At 61.6% G+C, this 23,862-nt stretch carries 21 protein-coding genes; 17 read left to right on the top strand and 4 right to left on the bottom strand.

Annotated elements, in window-relative coordinates:
* On the top strand, window positions 1-320 hold a 320-nt coding region (locus ACFOTD_RS21530), incomplete at its 5' end, for an IS66 family transposase (protein ID WP_378121993.1).
* 63 nt (window positions 321-383) lie between these two features.
* On the opposite strand, the gene ACFOTD_RS21525 is transcribed toward ACFOTD_RS21530, so the two are convergent.
* Complete coding sequence (locus tag ACFOTD_RS21525; RefSeq protein WP_378121992.1) at window positions 384-1,031, bottom strand: M15 family metallopeptidase; 648 nt, start codon at window positions 1,029-1,031, stop codon at window positions 384-386.
* 233 nt (window positions 1,032-1,264) lie between these two features.
* Here ACFOTD_RS21525 and ACFOTD_RS21520 point away from each other — a divergent pair, with 233 nt between their 5' ends.
* The 3 genes from ACFOTD_RS21520 (at window position 1,265) to ACFOTD_RS21510 (ending at window position 3,791) form a co-directional block, all read left to right on the top strand.
* Entirely contained in the window at window positions 1,265-2,023 is a 759-nt protein-coding gene (locus tag ACFOTD_RS21520; RefSeq protein WP_378121991.1) for an MBL fold metallo-hydrolase, read from the top strand.
* Window positions 2,001-2,582, top strand: a complete 582-nt coding sequence (locus tag ACFOTD_RS21515; RefSeq protein WP_378121990.1) for a TetR/AcrR family transcriptional regulator — start codon at window positions 2,001-2,003, stop codon at window positions 2,580-2,582. Before ACFOTD_RS21520 ends, ACFOTD_RS21515 begins: the two co-directional genes overlap by 23 nt.
* A gap of 348 nt (window positions 2,583-2,930) precedes the next feature.
* The gene (locus ACFOTD_RS21510; RefSeq protein WP_378121989.1) at window positions 2,931-3,791 is read left to right on the top strand and encodes a VOC family protein; all 861 of its coding nucleotides are present in this window, start codon (window positions 2,931-2,933) and stop codon (window positions 3,789-3,791) included.
* 74 nt (window positions 3,792-3,865) lie between these two features.
* Here the strand turns inward: ACFOTD_RS21510 and map are convergent, their stop codons facing one another.
* Complete coding sequence (gene map / locus ACFOTD_RS21505) at window positions 3,866-4,618, bottom strand: type I methionyl aminopeptidase (protein WP_378121987.1); 753 nt, start codon at window positions 4,616-4,618, stop codon at window positions 3,866-3,868.
* Window positions 4,619-4,921: 303 nt separating this feature from the next.
* Here map and ACFOTD_RS21500 point away from each other — a divergent pair, with 303 nt between their 5' ends.
* From ACFOTD_RS21500 to ACFOTD_RS21470, 7 genes are all read left to right on the top strand, one after another.
* Entirely contained in the window at window positions 4,922-5,479 is a 558-nt protein-coding gene (locus ACFOTD_RS21500; protein WP_378121986.1) for a chromate transporter, read from the top strand.
* Window positions 5,480-5,616: 137 nt separating this feature from the next.
* Window positions 5,617-6,273, top strand: a complete 657-nt coding sequence (locus ACFOTD_RS21495; protein ID WP_378121985.1) for an HAD family hydrolase — start codon at window positions 5,617-5,619, stop codon at window positions 6,271-6,273.
* 96 nt (window positions 6,274-6,369) lie between these two features.
* Window positions 6,370-7,470 (top strand): GntR family transcriptional regulator, encoded by a 1,101-nt coding sequence (locus ACFOTD_RS21490; protein ID WP_378121984.1) that lies wholly within the window; start codon window positions 6,370-6,372, stop codon window positions 7,468-7,470.
* A 309-nt stretch (window positions 7,471-7,779) separates the two neighbouring features.
* A complete protein-coding gene (gene araD / locus ACFOTD_RS21485) occupies window positions 7,780-8,481 on the top strand; it encodes an L-ribulose-5-phosphate 4-epimerase (protein ID WP_378121983.1) in 702 nt (233 codons plus the stop codon).
* Between the two features lie 103 nt (window positions 8,482-8,584).
* Complete coding sequence (locus tag ACFOTD_RS21480; RefSeq protein ID WP_378121975.1) at window positions 8,585-10,258, top strand: ribulokinase; 1,674 nt, start codon at window positions 8,585-8,587, stop codon at window positions 10,256-10,258.
* A gap of 258 nt (window positions 10,259-10,516) precedes the next feature.
* On the top strand, window positions 10,517-12,310 hold the full coding sequence (locus tag ACFOTD_RS21475) for a sensor histidine kinase (RefSeq protein ID WP_378121982.1): 1,794 nt from the start codon (window positions 10,517-10,519) through the stop codon (window positions 12,308-12,310).
* A 3-nt stretch (window positions 12,311-12,313) separates the two neighbouring features.
* Window positions 12,314-13,651 (top strand): response regulator transcription factor, encoded by a 1,338-nt coding sequence (locus ACFOTD_RS21470; RefSeq protein WP_378121981.1) that lies wholly within the window; start codon window positions 12,314-12,316, stop codon window positions 13,649-13,651.
* Here the strand turns inward: ACFOTD_RS21470 and ACFOTD_RS21465 are convergent.
* Complete coding sequence (locus tag ACFOTD_RS21465) at window positions 13,648-14,781, bottom strand: Fic family protein (RefSeq protein ID WP_378121980.1); 1,134 nt, start codon at window positions 14,779-14,781, stop codon at window positions 13,648-13,650. The genes ACFOTD_RS21470 and ACFOTD_RS21465 overlap by 4 nt on opposite strands.
* A 179-nt stretch (window positions 14,782-14,960) precedes the next feature.
* On the opposite strand from ACFOTD_RS21465, the gene ACFOTD_RS21460 reads away from it, so the two are divergent.
* The 5 genes from ACFOTD_RS21460 to ACFOTD_RS21440 all read left to right on the top strand — a co-directional run bounded on the left by ACFOTD_RS21460 (window position 14,961) and on the right by ACFOTD_RS21440 (window position 22,182).
* Complete coding sequence (locus ACFOTD_RS21460) at window positions 14,961-16,292, top strand: ABC transporter substrate-binding protein (RefSeq protein ID WP_378121979.1); 1,332 nt, start codon at window positions 14,961-14,963, stop codon at window positions 16,290-16,292.
* 80 nt (window positions 16,293-16,372) lie between these two features.
* On the top strand, window positions 16,373-17,365 hold the full coding sequence (locus ACFOTD_RS21455) for a carbohydrate ABC transporter permease (protein ID WP_378121978.1): 993 nt from the start codon (window positions 16,373-16,375) through the stop codon (window positions 17,363-17,365).
* A 13-nt stretch (window positions 17,366-17,378) separates the two neighbouring features.
* Window positions 17,379-18,218 (top strand): carbohydrate ABC transporter permease, encoded by an 840-nt coding sequence (locus tag ACFOTD_RS21450; protein ID WP_378121977.1) that lies wholly within the window; start codon window positions 17,379-17,381, stop codon window positions 18,216-18,218.
* Window positions 18,215-20,512 carry a hypothetical protein gene (locus ACFOTD_RS21445; RefSeq protein ID WP_378121976.1) on the top strand — a complete coding sequence of 766 codons (2,298 nt, stop codon included), beginning with the start codon at window positions 18,215-18,217 and terminating at the stop codon, window positions 20,510-20,512. Before ACFOTD_RS21450 ends, ACFOTD_RS21445 begins: the two co-directional genes overlap by 4 nt.
* Window positions 20,509-22,182, top strand: a complete 1,674-nt coding sequence (locus ACFOTD_RS21440; RefSeq protein ID WP_378121975.1) for a ribulokinase — start codon at window positions 20,509-20,511, stop codon at window positions 22,180-22,182. The genes ACFOTD_RS21445 and ACFOTD_RS21440 overlap by 4 nt, the downstream gene beginning before the upstream one ends.
* A gap of 65 nt (window positions 22,183-22,247) precedes the next feature.
* Here ACFOTD_RS21440 and ACFOTD_RS21435 read toward each other — a convergent pair whose 3' ends face one another.
* A complete protein-coding gene (locus ACFOTD_RS21435; RefSeq protein WP_378121997.1) occupies window positions 22,248-23,150 on the bottom strand; it encodes a LysR family transcriptional regulator in 903 nt (300 codons plus the stop codon).
* 205 nt (window positions 23,151-23,355) lie between these two features.
* Here ACFOTD_RS21435 and ACFOTD_RS21430 point away from each other — a divergent pair, with 205 nt between their 5' ends.
* Window positions 23,356-23,847 (top strand): DinB family protein, encoded by a 492-nt coding sequence (locus tag ACFOTD_RS21430; protein WP_378121974.1) that lies wholly within the window; start codon window positions 23,356-23,358, stop codon window positions 23,845-23,847.
* Window positions 23,848-23,862: the final 15 nt, after the last annotated feature.

Genomic DNA, 23,862 nt, shown 5'->3' with positions numbered 1-23,862 from the left:
AAGGATTTATCCCCAAGGAAAAAGGCACACGCGGCAGACATGCCAAAGGGAAGGCAGGGAATTTGGCCGAACGGTTTCAGCAATACAAAACCGCCATTCTGGCCTTTCTTCGTGATGTCCAAATTCCGTTTGACAATAATCAGGCAGAACGTGATATTCGAATGGTCAAGGTGAAAACCAAAGTATCCGGCACTTTTCGTACCATGCTGGGAGCAACGCAGTTTGCACGCATTCGCTCCGTCGTCTCCACGCTCCTCAAACAAAACCTTTCCGTCCTCAAATCCCTCTCACTCGCCATTCACGGGCAGTTTCAGTTCTAACTCACCTAAGTAGTAACTATATTCGCAGGAATTGCGGCGAAAGAAGCCTGGCGGCTTTTCTTATCAAGCCTCGCTGCCGGCCTGCCGCGCCCATTCCTCCGCAAGCCGGAGATCCTCAGTCGGCCGGTGCCCGCGTTGCAGCTCCCCGATGGTTAGCCCGAAGTCCATCTGCAGGTGCGGATAATCGGGAAAGCTCTCCCAATCGCCGCCCCAGGAGAAGCCGAGCCGCTTGGCGATCCCGACGACTTCCATCCAGTCGGACTTTCCGTTGCGATTGCCGTCGTACGCCGTATCCCATAGGACTTTGCCCTGCTTCGTGCGAATGGCGAAGTCGATGGCCAAGCCGTAGTTATGATACGATTGGCCGCCTTTGGCATTGGTCACGATGTCGCCGGGAGCGCTTCGGCCCTTGCGATAGAGCGCATCCTGCTCGGCCTCGCTGCGAAAGCCGTCCGTAATCGCAATCCGTATGCCCAGCGCTTCGGATTCGGCCTTCAGCGTTTTCATTTTTTCGGCGACGATCGGGTGCAGGGCGACGACCGGCGGCACTTCGCGCCACAGATCGGCAGGCAGCAGCGATTTGACGGCAGGCAGGTTCGCGGCGACGATCAGCGCGGCGACGACACATGCGGCCAGCAGCAGGCGGCCGCGCCGGCGGGCGGGGGAGGCTCGCCTTCTCGCCAGCGATGCCCCGGAGGTTCCCAAGCTCATCAATCTCTTCCTTTCAAAATCTAATCTATTGATACTCCCTATTATTCTCTCAAATACGATTCGTAATCCTATTTTTCTATTATAAGCGTGCATGGGGCGGTATCCCAACCGACCAAAGGAGGGGGCGACAAACAGATAATTATTGTGTTACAAAAAATATTGGCTTGCAAAAACTAATGTAATTAGTTATATTTAAACTAATAACATTAGTTTAACAAACGGAGGTTCGTAAAATGCGACTGACGACTATGGATCATTTACATCAGTTATCTTTTATGCCCCGCTTTTTCCCGGTTAATGCGTATTTCGTAGCGGAGCAGGACGGCCTGACGCTGATCGACGCCGCGCTTCCCTACAGCGCCAAAGGCATTATCGACGCTGCTGCCCGGATCGGCATGCCGATCCGCCGCATTCTGTTGACGCATGCGCACGGCGACCATATCGGCGCGCTTGATCGGCTGAAGTCGGCGCTGCCCGATGCCGAGGTCCTCATCTCCGCAAGGGACGCCAGACTGCTCGCCGGGGACAAGACGCTGGATCCGGGCGAGCAACAAACGCCGATCCGAGGCGGCGTGCCCAAGCCGGGCGCAATCGTTACCAGGCCCGATACGCTGCTGGTCGACGGTGACCGCGTAGGCTCGCTGCTTGCGATCGCAACGCCAGGCCACACGCCGGGATCGATATCCTTTTTGGACGCCCGCACGGGCGCGCTGATCGTGGGAGACGCCTTTCAGGTGCGCGGAGGCATGGCCGTGTCCGGGAAGATGCAGCCGCTGTTTCCGTTTCCGGCGATGGCGACCTGGAGCCCGGCCGAAGCGCTCCGTTCGGCCCGCCGGCTGATCGGGCTGAAGCCGAAGCTGCTCGCTGTAGGCCATGGCCGAATGGTCGCCGATCCGCTCGAGGCGATGGCCGCTGCAGCGCGCGCCGCGGAGCGCAGCCTGGAAGCGCAAGGCAAAGGAGGGGCCAGCCATGTCACCGCGAATCGGCCTTGATCGGGCGACGCTGCTGCAGGCTGCCACGGAGATGGCCGACGAGCATGGCCTGGAATCCGTGACGCTGGCATCCCTCGCGCAAAAGCTGAAGATCCGCTCGCCTTCGCTTTACAATCACGTGAACGGCTTGCCCGATCTGCGCCGGGAGCTGGCGCTGTCTGGTCTCGCCAAGATGTCGACGCGCTTTGAAGCCGTATTGCCCGAAGCTTCGGGCGACGAAGCCTTGCGCGCTTTCAGCCGCGCTTACCTCGACTTTGCCCGCCGGCATCCGGGCTTGTACGAAGCGGTGCAGCGCGCGCCCGATCCCGAAGACCGCGAGCTCAGCGAAGCCGGGGCCGTCGTCGTCGGGCTCGTCGTCCGCGTCATCGAGACCTACGGCCTGCGCGGGGACGCGGCCATCCATGCCGTGCGCGGCATCCGCAGCGTCCTGCACGGATTTGTATCGATCGAGCGCCAGGGAGGCTTCGGCATGCCCCTGGACCTGGACGTCACTTTTCGTCTGCTGGTGGATACGTTCATTGCCGGCGTCAAATCCCTAAGAGAGCAGGGAGAAGCGTGATTTTGTGCGAATGCGCTTGAACTGGCAGAGGTGGGGGAGGGCCGCCCGGCCGGGTAAACAAACTTCATTTTACCGTTTTAACAATATCCCCTTCGAACAGGACAAGCGCTCCGTGGTACCAAAATAGCTGATCCTATCGTCTTTTGCATGCCCCGTTTAAGGCGTCCTGTCGCTCAAATCTGCGGGCAATCTGGATTCTGAAGCCGGTCCTGATCAAAGGGGATACTGTTAAAACGTTATAGAGTCGCCAGTTGACCTTGCATAGCTTGACAGTCGGTGCCGTATCGGATAAAGTGTAACTTACCAAAAGTAATTTACTTTATAAAAATGGTAGAGAGGACGGTCCTTATGACGCGTTCCATCCATCCCGATACGGACCTCGGCACCGTACATTTGAAGGTTTCTGAGCTTGATCGATCCATCCGGTTTTATGAAGAAATCATCGGCCTTAAGCTGGTCTCCCGCGAGGGAGAGACGGCTCGCATGGGCGTAGGCGGATCTGACGCGCTGCTCCAGCTCGAGCAGCTGTCCGAAGGTGCGGTATCGGCGCCGCGCAGGCGCACGGGACTCTATCACTTCGCGATTCTCGTGCCGTCGCGGGAGGCGCTCGGGCTTGTGGTGCGCAACTTCCTCCAGCGCCGGGTCCCGATCGGGCAAGGAGATCACCTCGTCAGCGAGGCGATCTATCTGAACGATCCCGACGACAACGGCATCGAAGTGTACGCCGACCGTCCGCGGGATACCTGGACCTATACGCCGCAAGGTGAAGTCGCGATGGCGACCGATCCGGTCGATATCGAGGGCTTGCTTGCCTTGGCCGGCGACAAGCCTTGGACCGGCCTGCCCGCAGGTACCGTGATGGGCCATGTCCATCTGCACGTGAGGGACCTGCAGGAAGCCAAGCGATTCTATGTCGACGCGCTGGGCTTCGACATCGTCGCGAACTACGGCGGCCAGGCGCTGTTCGTGTCCGCCGGCGGCTACCATCACCATGTGGGCCTGAACACATGGGCGGGCGTCGGCGCGCCGCCGCCTCCTGCGAACGCGCCCGGCCTCATCTTCTTCACGGTCCGGCTGCCGGACGCCGCCGAGCTCGCGCGCATTCTGACAGCGCTTGGCGAGCAAGGCATTCCGTCGGAGCAGTATGAGGACGGCTACTTCGTCGCCGATCCTTCGTCCAATCGCGTGCTGTTGACCGTACGCGCCTAACGGGGCTCAAATAATCAAAAGCCTTCGGTTCTACCGTTCCCGGTAGCCGAAGGCTTTTTCTCGTCTCGCCGCTATTAGTCGTCCTGCGAAGTCAAAATCACGGGACCGTCCTTCGTGATCGCGATCGTGTGCTCGAACTGCGCGGACAGCTTGCCGTCCATCGTGCGCGCGGTCCAGCCGTCCTCGTCGATCATCATTCGCCAGGTTCCTTCGTTGATCATCGGCTCGATCGTAATGACCATGCCTTCCTGGAAGCGAAAGCCTTTGCCCGGGATGCCGACATGAATGAAGTTCGGCTCTTCGTGCAGCTCCCTGCCGATGCCGTGCGCGGCCAGTTCCCGGACGCTGGAGAAGCCGTTCGCTTGCGCGTGCTTGTGCAGCGGATACATCGCGTCGCCGATCCGGTTGCCGATGACGGCGTGCCGGATGCCGATATCCAGGCATTCCTTCGTGACGCGCATGAGCTTCTCGGCCGTCGGCGACAGCTCGCCGACCGCGTACGTCCATGCCGAGTCACCGAGCCAGCCGTTCAGCTCCGCGACCGTATCGATCGTGACGAGATCCCCGTTTTTAAGCGGCGTATGGTTGGGAAAACCGTGCGCGATCACGTCGTTTACGGAAGCGCAGGTGGCGAATTTATAGTTTTTGTAGGTTTTCGTGAACGGTCTGGCGCCGTAGCCGGCCATGACGTCTTCTACGAGCTCTTCGATCTGCCACGTCGTCACGCCCGGACGGATCATCTTGCGGATTTCCTTGTGACAGGCGGCTACGACGGCTCCCGCCGCTCTGATATGCTCAATCTCCTGAGGAGATTTCAGCGTCACCATGGCTTACAGGCTCCTCTCTACTCTACGGTCACGATACACCTTTTAGGATGAAGGCGTCAATTCGCCCGGTATCGGCAAAGTATGCGCGAACGAACGGGATGGTGCTCATCTCGCATCATATGTGAACGAATGCAGCCGCATCGTTGTGACGCGTCCCGAAATCGAGCGGCTCGTTTCGGCCCTGCGTACAACGATGCCCGCGAGGCATAGCGCCGCGCATGGCCTGCCACTACAATGGAAGCCAGATGAGCGCCCATATGGTAGTCAAGCGAGCCGGGTTGGCTGGGCACGAGGAGGAACGGCATGATCAAGCAGCTGCTGGACTTGTTTATCGCATTCGGGAGATCGACGATGCTCGGATACGGCGGAGGGCCTTCAATTATACCCTTATATCAGAACGAAGTCGTGAATCGGTATCAATGGATGGGAAACGAGGAATTCGGAAAGGCGCTGGCCTTCGGCAACGCGCTGCCCGGTCCGATCGCCACCAAGCTGGCGGCCTATATCGGGTTCAAGGTCGCGGGCTGGCTAGGCGCGCTCATAGCCGTGACGGCCGTCGTCATGCCGACCGCGCTGCTCATGGTGCTGCTCGTCGGCCTGATGCACAGGCTGCAAGGCAATCCTTATATCAAAGGGATGATTAAAGGCGTGCAGCCGGTCATCTTCGTCATGCTCGCTATGCTGGCTTACGACTTCGCCAAATTTGCGTTTCAGCGCAGCGGCGGCCCGGTCGTCTTTCTGCCGTTCGCGCTTGCCGCGATTTACTTTATCATGGTACAGTATCTCAAGATCAATGCGGTGTGGGGCATTCTTGGCGCGCTCGTCATCGGGGCCTTGTTCATGCGGGAGAACGCGGGCTGAAGCGATTAGCCTAGACGAGATACGTCGAGCCGACTCATCCATTCCGATAGGGAAACCGTAGCGCGCTCCGGCATTGGCCGGAGCGTTTTGTCGCAGGCGGAGCGATAGAAGCATTAGAAGGGGAGTTGACGATAGCGATGATCAAGGCGGTCGTGTTCGACTTTGACGGGACGATACTGGATACGGAAACCGTAACTTACGAGGCGATGAACGGCGTCTTCAGAGAGCGCGGGCATGAGCTGCCGATGGACAAATGGGCGGGCGCGATCGGCACGCTTCACGGCTTCGACGCATGGGCGGAGCTGTCCGCATTCACGGGAGAGACCGTCGATCGCGGGTGGCTCGACGCCCGGTTCGGGGAGCTGTACGCGGGGATGGTGCACCAGGTGCCGCTGCTGCCGGGCATTTTGGACGCGCTCGAGGAGGCGAAGCGGCTCGGACTCGCCGTTGGACTTGCGACGAGTTCATACCGCGCATGGATCGAACCGCATCTGGAACGGCTCGATCTGCGCAGGCATTTTGATGCGATCCATACGGCGGACGACGTGGAAAAGGTAAAGCCGGATCCCGCGCTGTACCGGCTGGCCGTTCGGTCGCTAGGCGTGGAGCCGGGCGAAGCGGTCGCCATCGAGGATTCGCTGAACGGGCTAAGAGCCGCCAAAGCCGCCGGCTTGTACGGCATCGCCGTGCCGAACGCCATGACGGCCGGGCTCGACTTTTCCGAAGCGGACCTTGTCGTGCCGACGTTGGACGGACAAAAGCTCGAGATGCTCGTCGCGCGTTGGAACGGTTAACCGCAGCAGCCGTCAGCAGAAGGCGACTCTAAATGTACGTACAAGTACGCCGCTGTGCTATAATAGCTGCTATACGTTTTGCGCGAGGTGAACAGGTTGAATCCGCAATACCCGAAGTATCAGCGGTTAAAGGAAGAGATCTCCTCCTGGATCGCGGGCGGCAAGTACCGTCCGGGGGACAAGCTGCCGTCCGAGAACGAGTTGGCCGAGCAATTCGGCCTGAGCCGCCAGACGGTCCGTCAATCGATCGGGGAGCTGGTCAGCGAAGGCTGGCTGTCCCGCGAGCAGGGCAAGGGCACCTTCGTCGCCAAGCTCCAGGCCGATCGCAGGGGGAGCGGCGCGAGCAGGATGGTCGGCTTGATTACGACTCATATATCCGATTACATTTTCCCGTCCATCGTCCGGGGCGTCGAGGCCGCGCTCAAGGAGAGAGGCTATCGGCTGCTGCTGTCCAGCACGGAAGGCAGCAAGGATAAGGAACGGGAGAGCCTGGAGACGATGCTGTCCCAAGGCGTGTGCGGCCTCATCGTCGAGCCGACGAAAAGCGCGGAGGGCAATCCGAATTACGAGGCTTTTATGGCGCTCGAGTACCATGGCATCCCGATGCTGATGATTAACGAGCAGTATCCGGATCTGGACTGGCCCTGCGTGAAGGTTGACGACGAGGCGGGCGGCGCCCTGGCGACGGAGCATCTGCTTGCGGCCGGACACCGCGCGATCGCCGGACTGTTCAAGACGGACGACCTGCAGGGCGTGCACCGGATGAAAGGCTTCGTCCAGGCGCACCGCGAACGCCGCTTGTCCGTACCGCCGGACCTGCTCGTGCGCTACCGGACGGAAAATCGCGATTCGAGGCCGCACGAGGCGCTTCGCGAGCTGCTCTCGCGGCCGGAGCCGCCGACGGCGATCGTCTGCTATAACGACCAGCTCGCCGTCTCCCTGCTGGACGTCATTCGCGAAGAGGGGCTGCGCGTTCCGGAAAATCTGTCGATCGTCAGCTTCGACGATTCGTTCCTTGCGACCGCGACCGAGATCAAGCTGACGACGGTGTCGCATCCGAAGGCCGAGCTCGGCGAGCTTGCCGCGAATCTGCTGGTGACGATGCTGGAAAAGGACGTTGTCGGCCGAAGCGAAGGGCATGTCTACGCGCCGCATCTGGTGCTGCGGACGTCGACGGCGCCGCTGCATTCATTTTAAGCAAGCTTTAAGCCGGCGTTCATTTTCATTTAATGGAAGGGGCTTATGATGAATTCAACCCCCCCAGTGAGATATAGGAAGACTTGGCCCGCAGCGATGCGGGCTCTTTTTTTATCGATGAAGTTATTCTCTCGACACACATGTACGTACAAGTTATAATGTAAACGAACTCAAAACAGACAATACGTAAAGCCAACCAGACGCTTATATGGCGCACGTTCCGGCACTCGAGCTTCCAAAACGAGGGGCGCGGATCGGCGCGGGGATACCCGAAGATATTCATTTTTACCTTGTGAAGGATGTGCGCTCATGCTGGAACAATTAAAAGCGGAAGTATGCCAGGCGAACGCCGAGCTGCCGAAGTACGGTCTCGTCACGTTCACCTGGGGCAACGTCAGCGGCTTCGACCGCGAATCCGGCCTCATGGTCATCAAGCCGAGCGGCGTGCCGTACGAGGAACTTCGCCCGGAGCAGATGGTCGTGCTCGATCTGGACGGCAACGTCGTGGAAGGCGATCTGCGCCCGTCCTCGGACACGCCGACGCATCTCGTGCTGTATCGCTCGTTCCCCGGCATCGGCGGGATCGTGCATACGCACTCGCCTTGGGCGACGATCTGGTCGCAGGCCGGCCAGGGCATCCCGGCGCTGGGCACGACGCAGGCGGACTACTTTTACGGGACGATCCCGTGCACGCGGGCGATGACGCCGGCAGAGATCGAAGGCGCTTACGAGCATGAGACGGGCAACGTCATCGTCGAGGCTTTCCGCGGGATCGACCCGCAGCAGGTGCCGGGCGTGCTGGTGTACAGCCATGCGCCGTTCGCCTGGGGCAAGAACGCCATGAACGCGCTGCACAATGCCGTCGTGCTAGAGGAGGTCGCCAAGATGGCGTACCATACGAGGCAGCTGAACGCCGGCATTCCGTCGATGCAGCAGGAGCTGCTCGACAAGCACTATCTTCGCAAGCACGGCGCCAATGCGTATTACGGTCAACCGGGCGACGCGCATTAATGAATCGGCATGGATAATTGCATGAATAATTGCATGGACCATGGACCGTCGGCAAGACGAATTTAACGTTTATTACTGAGCCATCATACGAGGAGGCAATATCATGAGCGCAAAATACGCCATCGGCGTCGACTACGGCACGCAATCGGGACGCGCGGTGCTGGTCGATCTGTCGAACGGCCACGAGATCGCGGACCACGTCACGCCTTACCCGCACGGCGTCATTGACGAGAAACTGCCGGTTTCCGGCATCGAACTCGGCCATGACTGGGCCCTGCAGCACCCGGACGACTACCTCGAGGTGCTGCGCCGTTCGGTGCCGGCCGTGCTGCAGGCATCCGGCGTAGCGGCGGAGGACGTCATCGGCCTCGGCATCGATTTCACCGCCTGCACGATGTTGCCCGTAGATGCGGGCGGTACACCGCTGTGCTTCCTGCCGGAGTGGAAGGACAATCCGCACGGCTGGGTCAAGCTGTGGAAGCATCACGCCGCGCAGGACGAGGCGGACCGCCTGAACGCCATCGCGGCGGAGCGGGGCGAGAAGTTCCTGCCGCGCTACGGCGGCAAGATCTCCTCGGAGTGGATGGTCGCCAAGGTGTGGCAGATCTTGAACGAGGCGCCTGAAGTGTACGAGGCGACAGATCTCTTCACCGAGGCGACAGACTGGGTCATCTCGCAGTTGACCGGCGCGTTCGTACGCAACAGCTGCACGGCCGGCTACAAGTCGATCTGGCACAAGCAAGAGGGCTACCCGAGCCAGGACTTCTTCAAGGCGCTCGATCCCCGGCTCGAGAACCTGACTTCGACCAAGCTGCGCGGCGACATTAAGCCGCTCGGCTCGAAGGCCGGCGAGCTGACGGCAAAGATGGCGGAGCTGACGGGCCTAGTTGCAGGCACGGCGATCGCGGTCGGCAACGTGGACGCGCACGCGGCGGTACCGGCGGTCGGCGTCGTGGACGAAGGCAAGCTCGTGATGGCGATGGGCACGTCGATCTGCCATATGCTGCTCGGCAAGGAAGAAGTCGAAGTCGAGGGCATGTGCGGCGTCGTCGAAGACGGCATCATCGAGGGCTATATGGGCTACGAGGCCGGGCAGTCGGCGGTCGGCGATATCTTTGAATGGTTCGTCGAGGAAGCGGTGCCGGCGTACGTGAAGGAAGCGGCGGAAAAAGACGGCGTCGGCGTTCACCAGTGGCTGACGGAGCGGGCGGCGCAGTACAAGCCGGGCGAGACGGGCCTGGTGGCGCTGGACTGGTGGAACGGCAACCGCTCGGTGCTCGTGGACACGAACCTGACGGGCGTCGTCGTGGGCTACACGCTGCTGACCAAGCCGGAGGAAATGTACCGCACGCTGCTCGAGGCGACGGCGTTCGGGACGCGGACGATTATCGACGCGTTCCACAACAACGGCGTGCCTGTCGAGGAAGTGTACGCCTGCGGCGGACTGCCGCAGAAGAACGCGCTGCTCATGCAGATCTATGCGGACGTAACGAACCGCGAGATCAAGGTGGCGGACTCCAAGCAGACGCCGGCGGTCGGCGCGGCGATGTTCGGCGCGGTGGCGGCGGGCGCGGCCAAGGGCGGCTACGACAGCGTCGTGGACGCTGCGAAGGCGATGGCGCGCGTGCGGGAGGAGACGTTCAAGCCGATCCCCGAGAACGTGGCGGTATACGAGCGGCTGTATGCGGAGTACCGGACGCTGCACGACTACTTCGGCCGCGGCGCGAACGACGTCATGAAGCGGTTGAAGGCGCTGAAGGAAGAGGCGTCGAAGTAAACGCGGCGTCAAAACAAGAGGCATTAAAATAAGTGGCATCAAAAATAAGCGGCATCAAAAATAAGCGCGGCTCGCATTCGTTTCTCCCCTAAGGGGAAACGCGAATGCGGGCTTTTCTTTCGTTTCAGCCGAGCATATCGCATGCCACGTACCGAAAATACCGGATTCCGCCGGTCCTCCATTCCTGATAGAGTAGAAGCATGCTCCCTTCGAAACGGCTTCGGCGGGAGCCGTTGACGTACCCGGAGGCGATGCGCATTGTTCTACAGCTTGCGATCCAGACTGACGCTGACGTTCGTCGTGCTGCTGGTCGTGCCGTTCATGATCCTTGTGGCGGTGGTCACCCAGATCTCCAACAGCGTCATTGGCCGTTCGATCGAGGGATCGACCTCGCAGACGATGGATCAGTACGCATCGCTCGTCACGACGCTGACGACGCAGGCGGAGGACGTCGCCAACCAGGTGCTGAGCAACGAGATTACCCAGCAGTGGATCTCCGCGCGCATGGACGCGCAGCTGTCGACCGAACGCAGCCTGTCGCTCGACGCCGAGCTTCGCAAATATCTGTCTTCCATCGCGCTTAACCATTCCTCAATTTCTTCCATTACGATTTTCAATAAAAACGGCACTGCGGTCGGCATCCGCGACCAGAGCTTCCGCGATCCGTCCTTCCTGCAGACCGTGTGGTACCGGGACTTCATGGGGCAGGGCACGCGTTGGGTGACCGCCCACCTGGATCCTTACCAGCCGGCATACTTAACCGAAGAGAGCGTGAACAGCCTGCTGTTTAACCTGGTGCAGCTCAGCTCGTTCCGCAAGCTCGGCGTGCTAAAGGTCAATGTCCTCACCTCCTCGATCCAGGACCCGCTCGACAAGATCGCCTTCGGCGAGCAGGGCGGCGTCTACCTGGTAGACCGCGAGGGCGAGCCCGTGCTGCGCCAGCAAATTCCCGCGGACATGTCCTTCTTCAAGCGCGCGCTGCCGCAGATTGCGGCGGACAAGCGGTCGGGCGGCAAGCTCACGCTGGACGGCAAAGGCGGCAAGCATATCGTTCTTTACCGCAAAATTAAAAACGCGGATTGGCTGCTGGTCGGCGAGGTGCCCAAGTACGAGCTGTTCCAGAAAATGAGCTGGGTCCGCCATACGATGCTATGGGTCGGCGCGCTGCTGCTCATCGCGACGACCGGCGCGGCCTTCTGGCTGTCGTCGGGCATCGCGCGGCCGCTCAGCCGGCTGGCGGGCGCCATGCGGAGCGCGGAGCGCAGCGGTTTCAAGTCGACGACGGTTCACGGCCCGCCGGCAGCGCTGCCGGTGCCGGCCAACGAGGTCGGCTACGTGACCCAGGTATTCAGCAGCATGATGGGCAGGCTCGGCGAGCTGATCGAGACGGAGTTCAAGGCGAACCTGCGGCGTCAGGACGCCGAATATAAGGCGCTGCTCATGCAGATTAATCCTCACTTTTTATACAACACGCTCGAGGCGATCGGCAGCCTGTCGGCGCAGGAGCGCAGCGACGAGGTTATCGACGTGACCGAATGGCTCGGACAGATGCTGCGTTACTCCCTGCGCGCGGACAGCGATCTGGTGGCGCTCAAGGAGGAGCTTCGCTACATCCGGCATTACGTGTCGATTATGAGCGTCCGGTTCGGCGATCGGCTCCGGGTGTCCATCGAGGAGGAAGAAGGGCTCGGGGATCAGCAGATCGTGAAGTTTATTTTGCAGCCGCTCGTGGAGAATGCGATCAAGTTCGGCGCCGAGAGCGGCGGCGAAGCGGTCGTCTCAATCCGGGCCGGCCGACGCGGACGACGCCTCGAGATCGAAGTCGCGGACAATGGACCTGGTATATCGCCCGAGATGGCAGAGGAGCTCGCGCGGGGTATCGCGCGCAGCGACCTGGCGGACGTGTTGAGCGCGGGCGGCAGCAGCATCGGGTTGCGCAACGTCTTGGCGCGCTGCGGGCTGTATTACGGCAAAGCGTTCGACGCGGAGATCGGGCGTTCGCCGGGCGGCGGCGCCTCGATCAAGCTGCTCATACCGGCAAAGGAGGAATGAACGATGTATCGCGTGATTCTGGCGGACGACGAACCGGAGATTTGCAAGGGGCTGCGGCTGAAGATTGCATGGGAGCGGCTGGGCTTCGAGATCGCCGGCGAAGCGCGCAACGGCAAGGAAGCGCTGGATGCCATCGCGAGCGGGCGGCCGCAGCTCCTGCTGACCGACATCCGCATGCCGGTCATGGACGGGCTCGAGCTGCTGCAGGCCTGCAAGCGGCTGCATCCCGGGCTGCGTATCGTCGTGCTGTCGGGGCACGACGATTTCCAATACGTCCAGACGGCGCTGCGCTGCGGAGCGAGGGACTACGTGCTCAAGCCGGTCGTCCGCCGGGAGCTGACCGAGCTGCTCGAGACGATCCGCGGCGAGCTGGACGCGGAGCGGGACGCCGCGCGGGCGCGCGAAGCAATCGGCCTGCAGTGGCGGCAGCGGCTGCCGCTGCTGCAGGAGCAGTACGTGCTCGGCCGGATCTATGACGGCGGCGAGGCTCCCGGCATCGGCGAACGCGAGGAGGCGCGGCGGCTCGAGCTGGCCGGCTTCGACGGCGCGGACGGCGAGGGGGCCGCGCTGCGCTTCATGGGCGCCGAGTACCGGGTGCCAGCGGGTCGTGTGCCGGCGGGCGAGGAAGACGACGAACGCCTTGCGCTTGCTTTTCGGCTCGTCAGCCGGGAAATCGCGGCGGACGGGCGCTGGTCGCGCCGCGTGACGCCGTTCGCCGACAAGGCGTATCCGCGCCTCCAGTTTTTCGCGGCGACCGCCGAGGACGAAGCTGAGAGCGAGTCGCTGCTCGCGGAGCTGGCGGCAGAGCTGCTGGCCGCGGCCGAGGGCAGCCTGCGCCTCGCCGCTGTCGCGGGGATCGGCGCCGCCTGTTCCCCAGCGGAGGGGAGCACCGCGCTGCGGCGCGCTTACCTTTCCGCCGTGACGGCTTTAAGCCGCGCGCCGGTCGGGCCGGAGTGCCGAATCGTTCGTGCGGACGATCTGGAAGGACGCGCCGCCAGGCCGAGCGCCGGCACCGAGACGATCGAGGCGATCCGGCGTCATATCGAGGACGCCTATAAGGACGAGATCAGCCTGGCGATGATGGCCGAGCGCTTCCACATGAACGTCACTTACCTGTCGGAGCTGTTCAAAAAGCAGACCGGCTCCACGTTCAGCGATTATGTGGCCGAGGTGCGGCTCGGCCGCGCGGAGCTGCTGCTGCGAGACACTGCCATGCGGCTTGCCGATATCGCCGAGTGGACCGGCTTTTCCACCGCGAGCTATCTCAGCGCCGCGTTCAAGAGGCGCTACGGACTCAGTCCGGCGGATTACCGGGCGCGGCTGTCGGGCGACAGGACTTAGAGATCGTCACCGGTTAACAAGTAGCCGTATTGCTGAGGATACTGGCGGATCGCCTCGCCTAGTTTGCCGTATTCCTCGGATAGAATGACAGTTCGGACGCGTTGGGCGTTCGGGTCCTTAGGCCTCAAAAAGCCGGATTCAGTCCATTGTTTGATTTTAGCGCGTGCGGTGCGGTCGCCCATGTCCAGCAGCAGCATGATTTCGGTTATGCTCATCTCTTCTTGTTTGAAAACAAATTGCCGAAAGACTTGTCTTTGGTGCACGTCGAGCTTGCGAATCATCTCGGGCTCTGCCCGAAGAAGCTCCGCGTTTTTTTCCAGCGCGATCTGTGCGGCCTGCGCGTAGACTTCTGCAAGGCCTTCAAGGAAATAATCGAGCCAAACGGTGAGATCGGCTTCGTGTCTGCCGAAATAATAGTTATGAGACAAGCCCATCTGCAGGTTCTTGTAGTAGGCATTCAGGTTGCGATCATAGAAGTTTTCGAGAATGAACAGTCCCTTTAAACCGTACCGGTGGCGTCTTAGGATGTAGGTGGCGATCATTCGCGAGGTACGGCCGTTTCCATCCATATACGGGTGTATGGTTAAAAACTGCCACATCGCGATTCCTGCCCGAATGGGGGCCGGTATATCAAGCGACTCTGGCGCGTTTAACCATGCAACGTAGTCCTCCATTAAGGCGGGGACGTCCGTATGTTCCGGAGGCATATAAAAGCCTGACTGATTGCGGCTGCCCACTCGATTTTGTTCCGTACGATACTCGCTTAAGCGGGGCTTACGTCCGTGCGAGACTCGAATGACCGCATGAATTTTTTTAATCCATTCTTCCGTAATAGGAAGGTTTCTGCGTTCGGAATCGTCCAGGAAGTCAATCGCCTTCATGAGATTGAATACTTCTTGTTCAAGATCGTTATCGCTGTTTCGGTACAACGATCTACGCTTTTGATCATCGTCCAGCTCGTTACCTTCCATTCTCGTGGACAGCAAGACGGTCGTTTCTTTGGCCTCTTTTTGCAATTCTTTTAGGATATCGGCCGGCAAAGGCAATTGATCGATAATCGTACTGGCGCGTTGGATTTCCAACAGATGGTGAACCATCTTCATCGTGGTTGAGAATTTAGGTTGAAACATGTTTTCACCTCACTATTATTATATTATTACCGCTAAATTGCCGCAATATATGTTGATCAATGTATCATCCGCACCCGAACAAATCGCATGCCAACAACCGAGCTCAGCGGATTCAGGCGCGATGCCTGCGGTGGTAGCATGAACTTGCAAGCCAAACTATCGAAGGGCGAGGGGTACGCATGAAAAAGAAATGGCCGCTGGCGCTCGGCATGCTGCTGGCTGTAGGGGGATTGTCCGCCTGCGGCGATTCCGACAAAGACAACGCCGAAGCCGGCGCGTCGGGCTCGCAATCAGGGGACGGCGAGGTTGTCGAGTTGTCCTTCTGGCGTCACGATTACGCACCAGAGGCTGAGGCGCTGAAGAAGCTGATCGCCTCGTTCGAGGAGAGCCACAAGAACATCAAGATCGATTTTCAGATGATCCCGAACGATCAGTACGAGACCAAGATCCGCACGGCGCTCGCCGGCGGCAACCCGCCCGACATCATGGCGCTCGACGCGCCGACGCTGGCGTCCTACGCGGCGCAGAAGGCGATCATTCCGCTCGACGATTACTTCGCGAAGGACGGGAACAAGGACGACCTGCTGAAGCCTGTTATCGAGGGCCTCACCTACGACGGCAAGATGTACGCCACGCCGAACAACGAGGGCACGATCGTCATGTTCTACAACAAGAAGATGTTCGAGGCGAAGGGCCTCCCGCTCCCGTCCAAAAACGTGGACGAGGCGTGGACGTGGGACCAGGTGTTGGACGCCGCCAAGAAGCTGAATGATCCGGCCAAGGGCGTCTACGGCTGGAACCCGACGCCGTGGGGCTTCGTCGGCCACGAGGGCGCGCCGTATTCGGAGATGGCGTTCCTCTGGCAGGCCAGCGCGGAGATTCTGAGCCCGGACGGCAAGACCGCCAAAGGCTATCTGGATTCCGCCGAAGCGAAAAAGGCGCTGACGTTCTGGAAGGGATTGTTCAACACGGACAAGGTATCCCCGAAGGAGCTGCCGCAGGACGCGTTCTGGAACGGCAAGGTCGCCATCCACGTGGACGGACCGTTCGCGTTCCAGTACCAGGAGCAGAACTTCCCGAATTTCAAGCTAGGCGAAGACTACGACGTCGCGCCGCTCTGGAAGGATAAGAAGATGATCGGCACGACGGGCAGCTGGGGCATGGCGATCACGTCCAAGTCCGAGCATCCGGACGAGGCATGGGAATTCGTTAACTGGGTCACGGGCGTCGAAGGCTCCAAGGTCTGGTACCAGGAGACGAAAAACCTGCCGGCCCGCCAGTCGACGTTCGACGCGTTCGACGAGCTGAAGGCGTATCCGATGAACATCTACGCGGAGCAGCTCGCGAAGTACGGCCATCCGCGTCCGGTCACGCCGGCCTACCCGGCGATCAGCGAGGCGATCCGCCAGCTGTTCGAGGACGTCGGACTCGGCAATGCCGACGTCGACGGCTCGCTCGCCAAGGCCGTCAAGAAGATTGAAGACGGCATCGCCACGCTCGGCAAGGAATAATCCATTTCGGGGCAGGGGGCAGGACCGACCCTGCCCTTGCCATGTCCGCCCGCGGTCATCCGCAGAAGGAGGGATCTTGTATGACCAGACCCGCAAGAACGCACCGACTCGCAAGCTCCGCTGCATCCGCAAGCTCTGCGGCAATCGCAGGCGCGGCAGAATCAGCGCGATCCAGCAAGCCGGCCAAGCGCCCTTCCGCCTCCTACGAGCGCCAGGAGGCCAAGGCCGCGCTGCTGTTCATCCTGCCGGCCTTCGCGCTGCTCGCCGTCTTCATTTTTTACCCGATGCTCCAGGCGCTGTGGATCAGCTTCCGCCACTACAACCTCATCTCCGCCGATTCGGCGTTCGCCGGCTTCGGCAACTACGGCAAGCTGCTTGGCGACGAGACCTTCCTCGCGAGCCTGCGCCATTCGTTCTACTTCACGGTCGTCGTGCTGCCGGTGCAGACCGCGATCTCGCTCGGCCTCGCGCTGCTCATCCAGCGCAGGTTCAGGGGCGTCGGCTTTTTCCGCACCGTGTACTTCCTGCCCGTCGCCGTCTCGTTCGCGATCGCCTCGACGATCTTCAGGCTGATCTACAACAAGGATTACGGTATGCTGAACATCGTGCTCAAGGGGCTCGGGCTGCCCGTCCTCGACTTTCTGTCCAATCCCGACATCTCGATGCTGGGCATCATCATCCTTTGCATCTGGCGTGCGATGGGCTTCGTCATGGTCATCTTTCTGGCGGGGCTGAACAATATCCCGGACTACCTGTACGAGGCGGCGCACGTCGACGGGGCCGGTCCGCTGCAGCGCTTTTATTACGTGACGGTTCCGCTGCTGAAGCGCACGCTCGCCTTTGTCGTCATCATCACGACGATGGACGCGCTCAAAATTTTCATTCCGATCTACATCACGACCAGCGGCGGGCCTGCCGGTTCGACGAGCACGGTCGTGCATTTCATCTACGAGACGGCCTTCAAGCAGATGAACATGGGCTACGCCGCCGCGGCCGCGTTCCTGTTTTTCCTGCTCGTGCTGGCGATCTCCGCCGTGCAGCTGCGCCTGTTCCGCAGCGACGTCGAGTACTAGAAGGAGGCGCAACATGACAAAACCGATCGGCTTCACGCTCCGGTGGGCGACGCTGATGCTCGCGGCGGTCGTTTCCCTGTTCCCGATTTACTGGATGGTCATGAGCTCGTTCCGCACGCACGAAGAAATCTTCCGCTATACCGAGCTCGGCCGCGGCCTGTTTCTGCCGGTCGATTGGACGCTGCAAAACTACCGCGACATCTTCCTCGACCCGGCCAAGCCGTTCGGAAGATATTTGCTCAATACGCTATCGGTCGCTGTCGTCGTTACTTCGGCCGGCTTGCTGATCAACGCTATGGCGGCCTTTTCTTTCGCGAAGCTCAGGTTCCCTTTAAAAAAAGGCCTCCTTGCGCTCTTCCTGTCGTCGCTCGTCATTCCGTACGAAGTGATCATGATCCCGCAGTACCTGCTCATGCGGGACCTCGGCTGGATCAACAGCTACAAGGCGCTTATTTTTCCGCAGATCGTCTGGGTGTTCGGCATTTTTATGCTCATCCAGTTTTTCGCCGACATCCCGCGCGACATCCTCGACGCGGCGCGGATGGACGGCGCACGCTGGCCGCGCATTTTCACCGTGATCGTGCTTCCGGCGGCGGTGCCCGCGCTCATCACGCTCGGCATCATGACGTTCCTGAACCAGTGGGATTCGTTCCTCTGGCCGCTCGTCGTCATCAACGAAGAGAAACGGCAGGTGATCCAGGTGGCGATCTCCTCCTACCAGTCGCTGCGCGGCATCTCGTGGGGCAAGATCATGGCGGCGACGACGATCAGCTCGGTGCCGATTCTGGCGGTGTTCGTGCTGCTGCAGCGATACTACGTTCAGGGCATTACGATGTCCGGGGTGAAAGGATGACGGCAATGTTAACGGGCTTTCCGGAGTGGCTGACGGGAGAATGGACGTTCAAGTGGGCGGAGGCGGCGGCGGGTTCGGCGGCCCGGGAGGCTGCCGGCAGCGACCAAGATTCGGGCGCGGGCGGCGAGGTGCCGCCCGTCGTGTGGCGCGAGGCGAAGGGTACGCCCGGCGCTCTGCAGGCGGGGCTCGCTGACGGCGCCACCGCGACGCTGACGGTCCGCCGCGAGAGGCGGGGCGTCCCGGATGCGGATGCCGGCACGGAAACGCTGGAGCTCGCGACGCTGGACATCGAGCTCGCACCCCCTGCGGGCGGGACGCTCCCGCTCGCGGGCTGGCAACTGCTGCTGCCGGTCGTCGCGCCGCTCGCCTGCGTCTGGAAGCCGCACCTGTCGCCCGAAGACGGCATGGCGATCGGGGACAAAGCGTTCCGCTCGCCGGCGATCGTCTTCGAGGACGATGCGCGGATGACGGCACTGCTGCCGGATCTGGATAGCGTCGGCGGCGAGCGGCTGCTGCCGCATGTCTGCGACTATACGGCGGGCGACCGCACGCTGATGTACGGCGGATGCGATTACGAGGAAGAGGGCCATGTCTATTACCGGCTGACGCCCCGGGTCCGCACGCTGGACCGCGCACTGCGCGTGCGACTGCGCCTTGCCTCCTGGCGCAAAGAAGCGGGCGCCGCGCGGCGGGACTTCCGGCGCGTCGAACGCCTGCTGTGGACGCTGGACGCCGGACGGCGGATGGCGCCCGGTGCGGACCCAGGTGCGGCAACGGCCACCAAGCCGGAGTTGGCTGCCGGAAGGGCAACGGCCGGTGACACAGCCGCGGACGACGCTTCATGGACGGTTGCGCGCGCACGGGCAGGTACTTTGGCTGCGCGAGAAGATGCCGCGCTTTTCGAGGCAAAGATCGCCGCGCTGCGGCCCTACGTCGACCACGCCTACGGCTGGGCGTTCGAGCGGTGGGGCGACGTCAGCTGGCAGCAGTTCCAGCTGGGCGGCGCGGAGGTTGGGGGCGTCGCCTTCCTCGTGACGGCGCGGCAGCAGCCGGGCGGCGGCCGCGAGGACAGCTGGCGCGAGCCCAAAAGCCTGTGGAACCAGGCCTGGTTCTGCGGCCTGCGCAGCGCATACGGTTATGCGAGCTGGGGCCTGCGCGTCGACCGCGACGACTGGCTCGCCAAGGCGGGACTCGCGCTGAACTTCGCGCTGGCCGCGCCGCAGACGCAAGGACTGTTCCCGGGCTACTATCAGGCAGGCGAAGACGGAAACTGGGAGACGGGACGCTGGTACATGTCCGGACCGCGCAGGCCGCACGGACACGAGGACTTCGTCCATCTGCTGGATTCGTCCTGGACCTGCTATTGGCTGCTCAAGTGGTACCGGGACGTCGGACCCGACGCCCGCATCCTGCCGTACGTCGGCGCCTACGTCGAAGCGCTGCTGGCGCTGCAGCGGGAGGACGGCGGCTTTCCCGCCTGGGTGCGGCCCGATACGCGCGAGGCGTCTCCTTTCCTGGCCGTCAGCCCGGAGACGAGCGCGCATGTCATGCTGCTATGTCTGTACGGGAAATTGACAGGCGACGCGCGGAGCATCGAAGCGGCTGCTCGAGGCGGCGGGTTCGTTGCGGCGCATATTTTGCCCGAAGGCCGCTGGGAGGACTTCGAGACGTACTGGTCCTGCTCCAGGCAATGGGCGGGCAAGCTGTACGGCGAACGGGACGCGCGCAGCGGCCTGTACAACCAATGCAACTTCGGCATATACTGGACGGCCGAGGCGTTCAAGGACTTGTACGAGACGAGCGGCGAAGCGAGCTGGCTGGCGCTTGGCGAGCAGGTGCTCGCGGAAGCCTCGCTCTACCAGCAAATCTGGCAGCCGCCGTATATTCCGGTGCCGACGATCGGCGGCTTCGGCGTCATGAATACGGACGACGAATGGAACGACGCAAGGCAGAGCCTGTTCGCGCTCACGTATCTCTCTTACGCGAACTTGACCGGCGACGAGCGTTATCGCATACGGGCGCTTCGGGCGATGGAAGCCTCCTTTTACATGATGTATTGCCCGGAAAACGACGTCGTGAAGCGCCTGTACGAGCGGGTGCATCCCGGCTTCGGGACGCGGGAATACGGCTTCCATATGGAAAACTTCAACCATCACGACGGCACGCCGGTTGACGGCCTCGGGGAGTTTACGATATTCGACTGGGGCTGCGGCGCGGCGTCCGCGTCGCTGGCCGAATTCACCGCGATGCTGAACGGCAGGACGGCAACTGTCCGCAAAGGAGAACAAGAATGAGCGCAAAATACGCCATCGGCGTCGACTACGGCACGCAATCGGGACGCGCGGTGCTGGTCGATCTGTCGAACGGCCACGAGATCGCGGACCACGTCACGCCTTACCCGCACGGCGTCATTGACGAGAAACTGCCGGTTTCCGGCATCGAACTCGGCCATGACTGGGCCCTGCAGCACCCGGACGACTACCTCGAGGTGCTGCGCCGTTCGGTGCCGGCCGTGCTGCAGGCATCCGGCGTAGCGGCGGAGGACGTCATCGGCCTCGGCATCGATTTCACCGCCTGCACGATGTTGCCCGTAGATGCGGGCGGTACACCGCTGTGCTTCCTGCCGGAGTGGAAGGACAATCCGCACGGCTGGGTCAAGCTGTGGAAGCATCACGCCGCGCAGGACGAGGCGGACCGCCTGAACGCCATCGCGGCGGAGCGGGGCGAGAAGTTCCTGCCGCGCTACGGCGGCAAGATCTCCTCGGAGTGGATGGTCGCCAAGGTGTGGCAGATCTTGAACGAGGCGCCTGAAGTGTACGAGGCGACAGATCTCTTCACCGAGGCGACAGACTGGGTCATCTCGCAGTTGACCGGCGCGTTCGTACGCAACAGCTGCACGGCCGGCTACAAGTCGATCTGGCACAAGCAAGAGGGCTACCCGAGCCAGGACTTCTTCAAGGCGCTCGATCCCCGGCTCGAGAACCTGACTTCGACCAAGCTGCGCGGCGACATTAAGCCGCTCGGCTCGAAGGCCGGCGAGCTGACGGCAAAGATGGCGGAGCTGACGGGCCTAGTTGCAGGCACGGCGATCGCGGTCGGCAACGTGGACGCGCACGCGGCGGTACCGGCGGTCGGCGTCGTGGACGAAGGCAAGCTCGTGATGGCGATGGGCACGTCGATCTGCCATATGCTGCTCGGCAAGGAAGAAGTCGAAGTCGAGGGCATGTGCGGCGTCGTCGAAGACGGCATCATCGAGGGCTATATGGGCTACGAGGCCGGGCAGTCGGCGGTCGGCGATATCTTTGAATGGTTCGTCGAGGAAGCGGTGCCGGCGTACGTGAAGGAAGCGGCGGAAAAAGACGGCGTCGGCGTTCACCAGTGGCTGACGGAGCGGGCGGCGCAGTACAAGCCGGGCGAGACGGGCCTGGTGGCGCTGGACTGGTGGAACGGCAACCGCTCGGTGCTCGTGGACACGAACCTGACGGGCGTCGTCGTGGGCTACACGCTGCTGACCAAGCCGGAGGAAATGTACCGCACGCTGCTCGAGGCGACGGCGTTCGGGACGCGGACGATTATCGACGCGTTCCACAACAACGGCGTGCCTGTCGAGGAAGTGTACGCCTGCGGCGGGCTGCCGCAGAAGAACGCGCTGCTCATGCAGATCTATGCGGACGTAACGAACCGCGAGATCAAGGTGGCGGACTCCAAGCAGACGCCGGCGGTGGGCGCGGCGATGTTCGGGGCGGTGGCGGCGGGCGCGGCGAAGGGCGGCTACGACAGCGTCGTGGACGCTGCGAAGGCGATGGCGCGCGTGCGGGAGGAGACGTTCAAGCCGATCCCCGAGAACGTGGCGGTATACGAGCGGCTGTACGCGGAGTACCGGACGCTGCACGACTACTTCGGCCGCGGCGCGAACGACGTCATGAAGCGGTTGAAGGCGCTGAAGGAAGAGGCGTCGAAATAGACGTGACAATCGATGAAAAGCCGTATTCGCTGCCACGTTGGAGGCGCGCGAATGCGGCTTTTTGTTTACGAAATTTTAGCGTGCCGGATCGCGGCCTCGATATAATGGCGCAGCGTCTTGATGAAGGTCCGCATCGCATAGCCGACGTATCTGTCGCTGCGGTAGACAAGGCATATATCCTGGCTCGGCGTAGGCTGAATCAGGGGCAAGGTTCGTATATTGGCGCCATCCAGGTTTTCCAGCAGCAGGCGGGGAAGCACGCAGGCGCCGAAGCCCTGTTCGACCATTCGCAGCAGGGAGGCCAGCGTCGTCGTTTCCAAATGGGGCTGCACGCGAAACCCCTGCTCCAGGCAGTATTGCTCGAGCAGCCTGCGGCATTGATGATCGCCCGGGAACAGGACGAGCTTGAGCGACGCCAGCTTGGCGAGAGGTACGGCGCTCTCGGCCGCGAGCGGATGCCGACTGTTCACGGCCAGCGCGAACTCCTCGCGGAACAACGGGATCGTCGTCAGACGTTCGTCGGCGACGGGACCGATCGTCACGCCGATATCGATGCTGCGGTCGAGCACCTGCTCCGTCACCTTCATCGTTTCCAGCAGCGATACCGACACCTGCGGGTAGGCACGGTGAAAATCGAGCAGCAGCGCGTCGAACAACAGGTCCGCGTCTCCGGGCAGGACGCCGATGGAGAGCGCCCCGCCTTGCTTGTGTTTGAGATCCGCGATGGCGTCGCCCGCCTGCCGCAGCTGTCCGAGGGCGGCGGAGCCATGCTCTCGCAGGATCGCGCCGGCGTCGGTGAGCACGATTTTTCGGCCGATGCGGTCGAACAGCAGCACGCCGAGCTCCTCCTCCAACGCCCGGATTTGCTGGCTGATATTCGGCGCGCTCACGCCCATCCGCTCGGCCGCCCGGGAGAAGTGAAGCTCCTCGCAGACAGCCATAAAATATTGAAGCTGCTTCAGCTCCATTTCCATCCCCGCTTCCCGTACGCGAACTTATGGCATCCATCCGCCATTCCCTTTATTTTCAAGCGCGAGCCTCGCTTGTGTCAACGTTTGATCGTTAAGTTTCGCTTAACGATTCGATAAGGGCGGCTGCATTGATGGTACCTGTGAACGGAGGTAAAATGAGGTCAGTTTCAGATTCCGCCCATTCGCCGAGGAGGTATGATTCATGTCCACGATCATCGTCGATTCCGCCAAAACCGTCCGACGCTTGTCCATGGATGCGATCGAAGCGATTCCCGAATCGCTGTTCGACATCCGTCCCGAGGGCTTTAACAACACGATACGTTGGAATGCGGGCCATCTGATCTATTGGATGGACGCTTACCGGTCGCTCTGCTTTTCCGCCGAGTCGGCTATTCCGCCCTCTTATGCGGCCTTCTTTAACTCCGGCACGAAGCCTGCGGATTGGACCGCGACGCCGCCGGATAAAGAGGAACTGCTCGCGATCATGGCGCTCCAGCTCGCGTCCTTCGACGAGATCGCGCCGTCCCGGCTGAACGAGCCGCTGCCGTCGCCGCTGCGGTTCGGACCGCTTACGTTCCGCCTTGCGGGCGAGCTGTTCAACTTCGGCCTGATGCACGAGTCGATGCATCTGGCGACTTGCGGGAGTCTGGTCAAGGCGGCAAGCGTTCGATCCGCCGGCGTATCCGCGTCCTGAAGACGAAAAAGCGAT

This window comes from Cohnella sp. GCM10012308 (assembly GCF_042649185.1).
Lineage (GTDB): Bacteria > Bacillota > Bacilli > Paenibacillales > Paenibacillaceae > Cohnella.
This window is presented reverse-complemented; position numbering and strand designations above follow the sequence as displayed.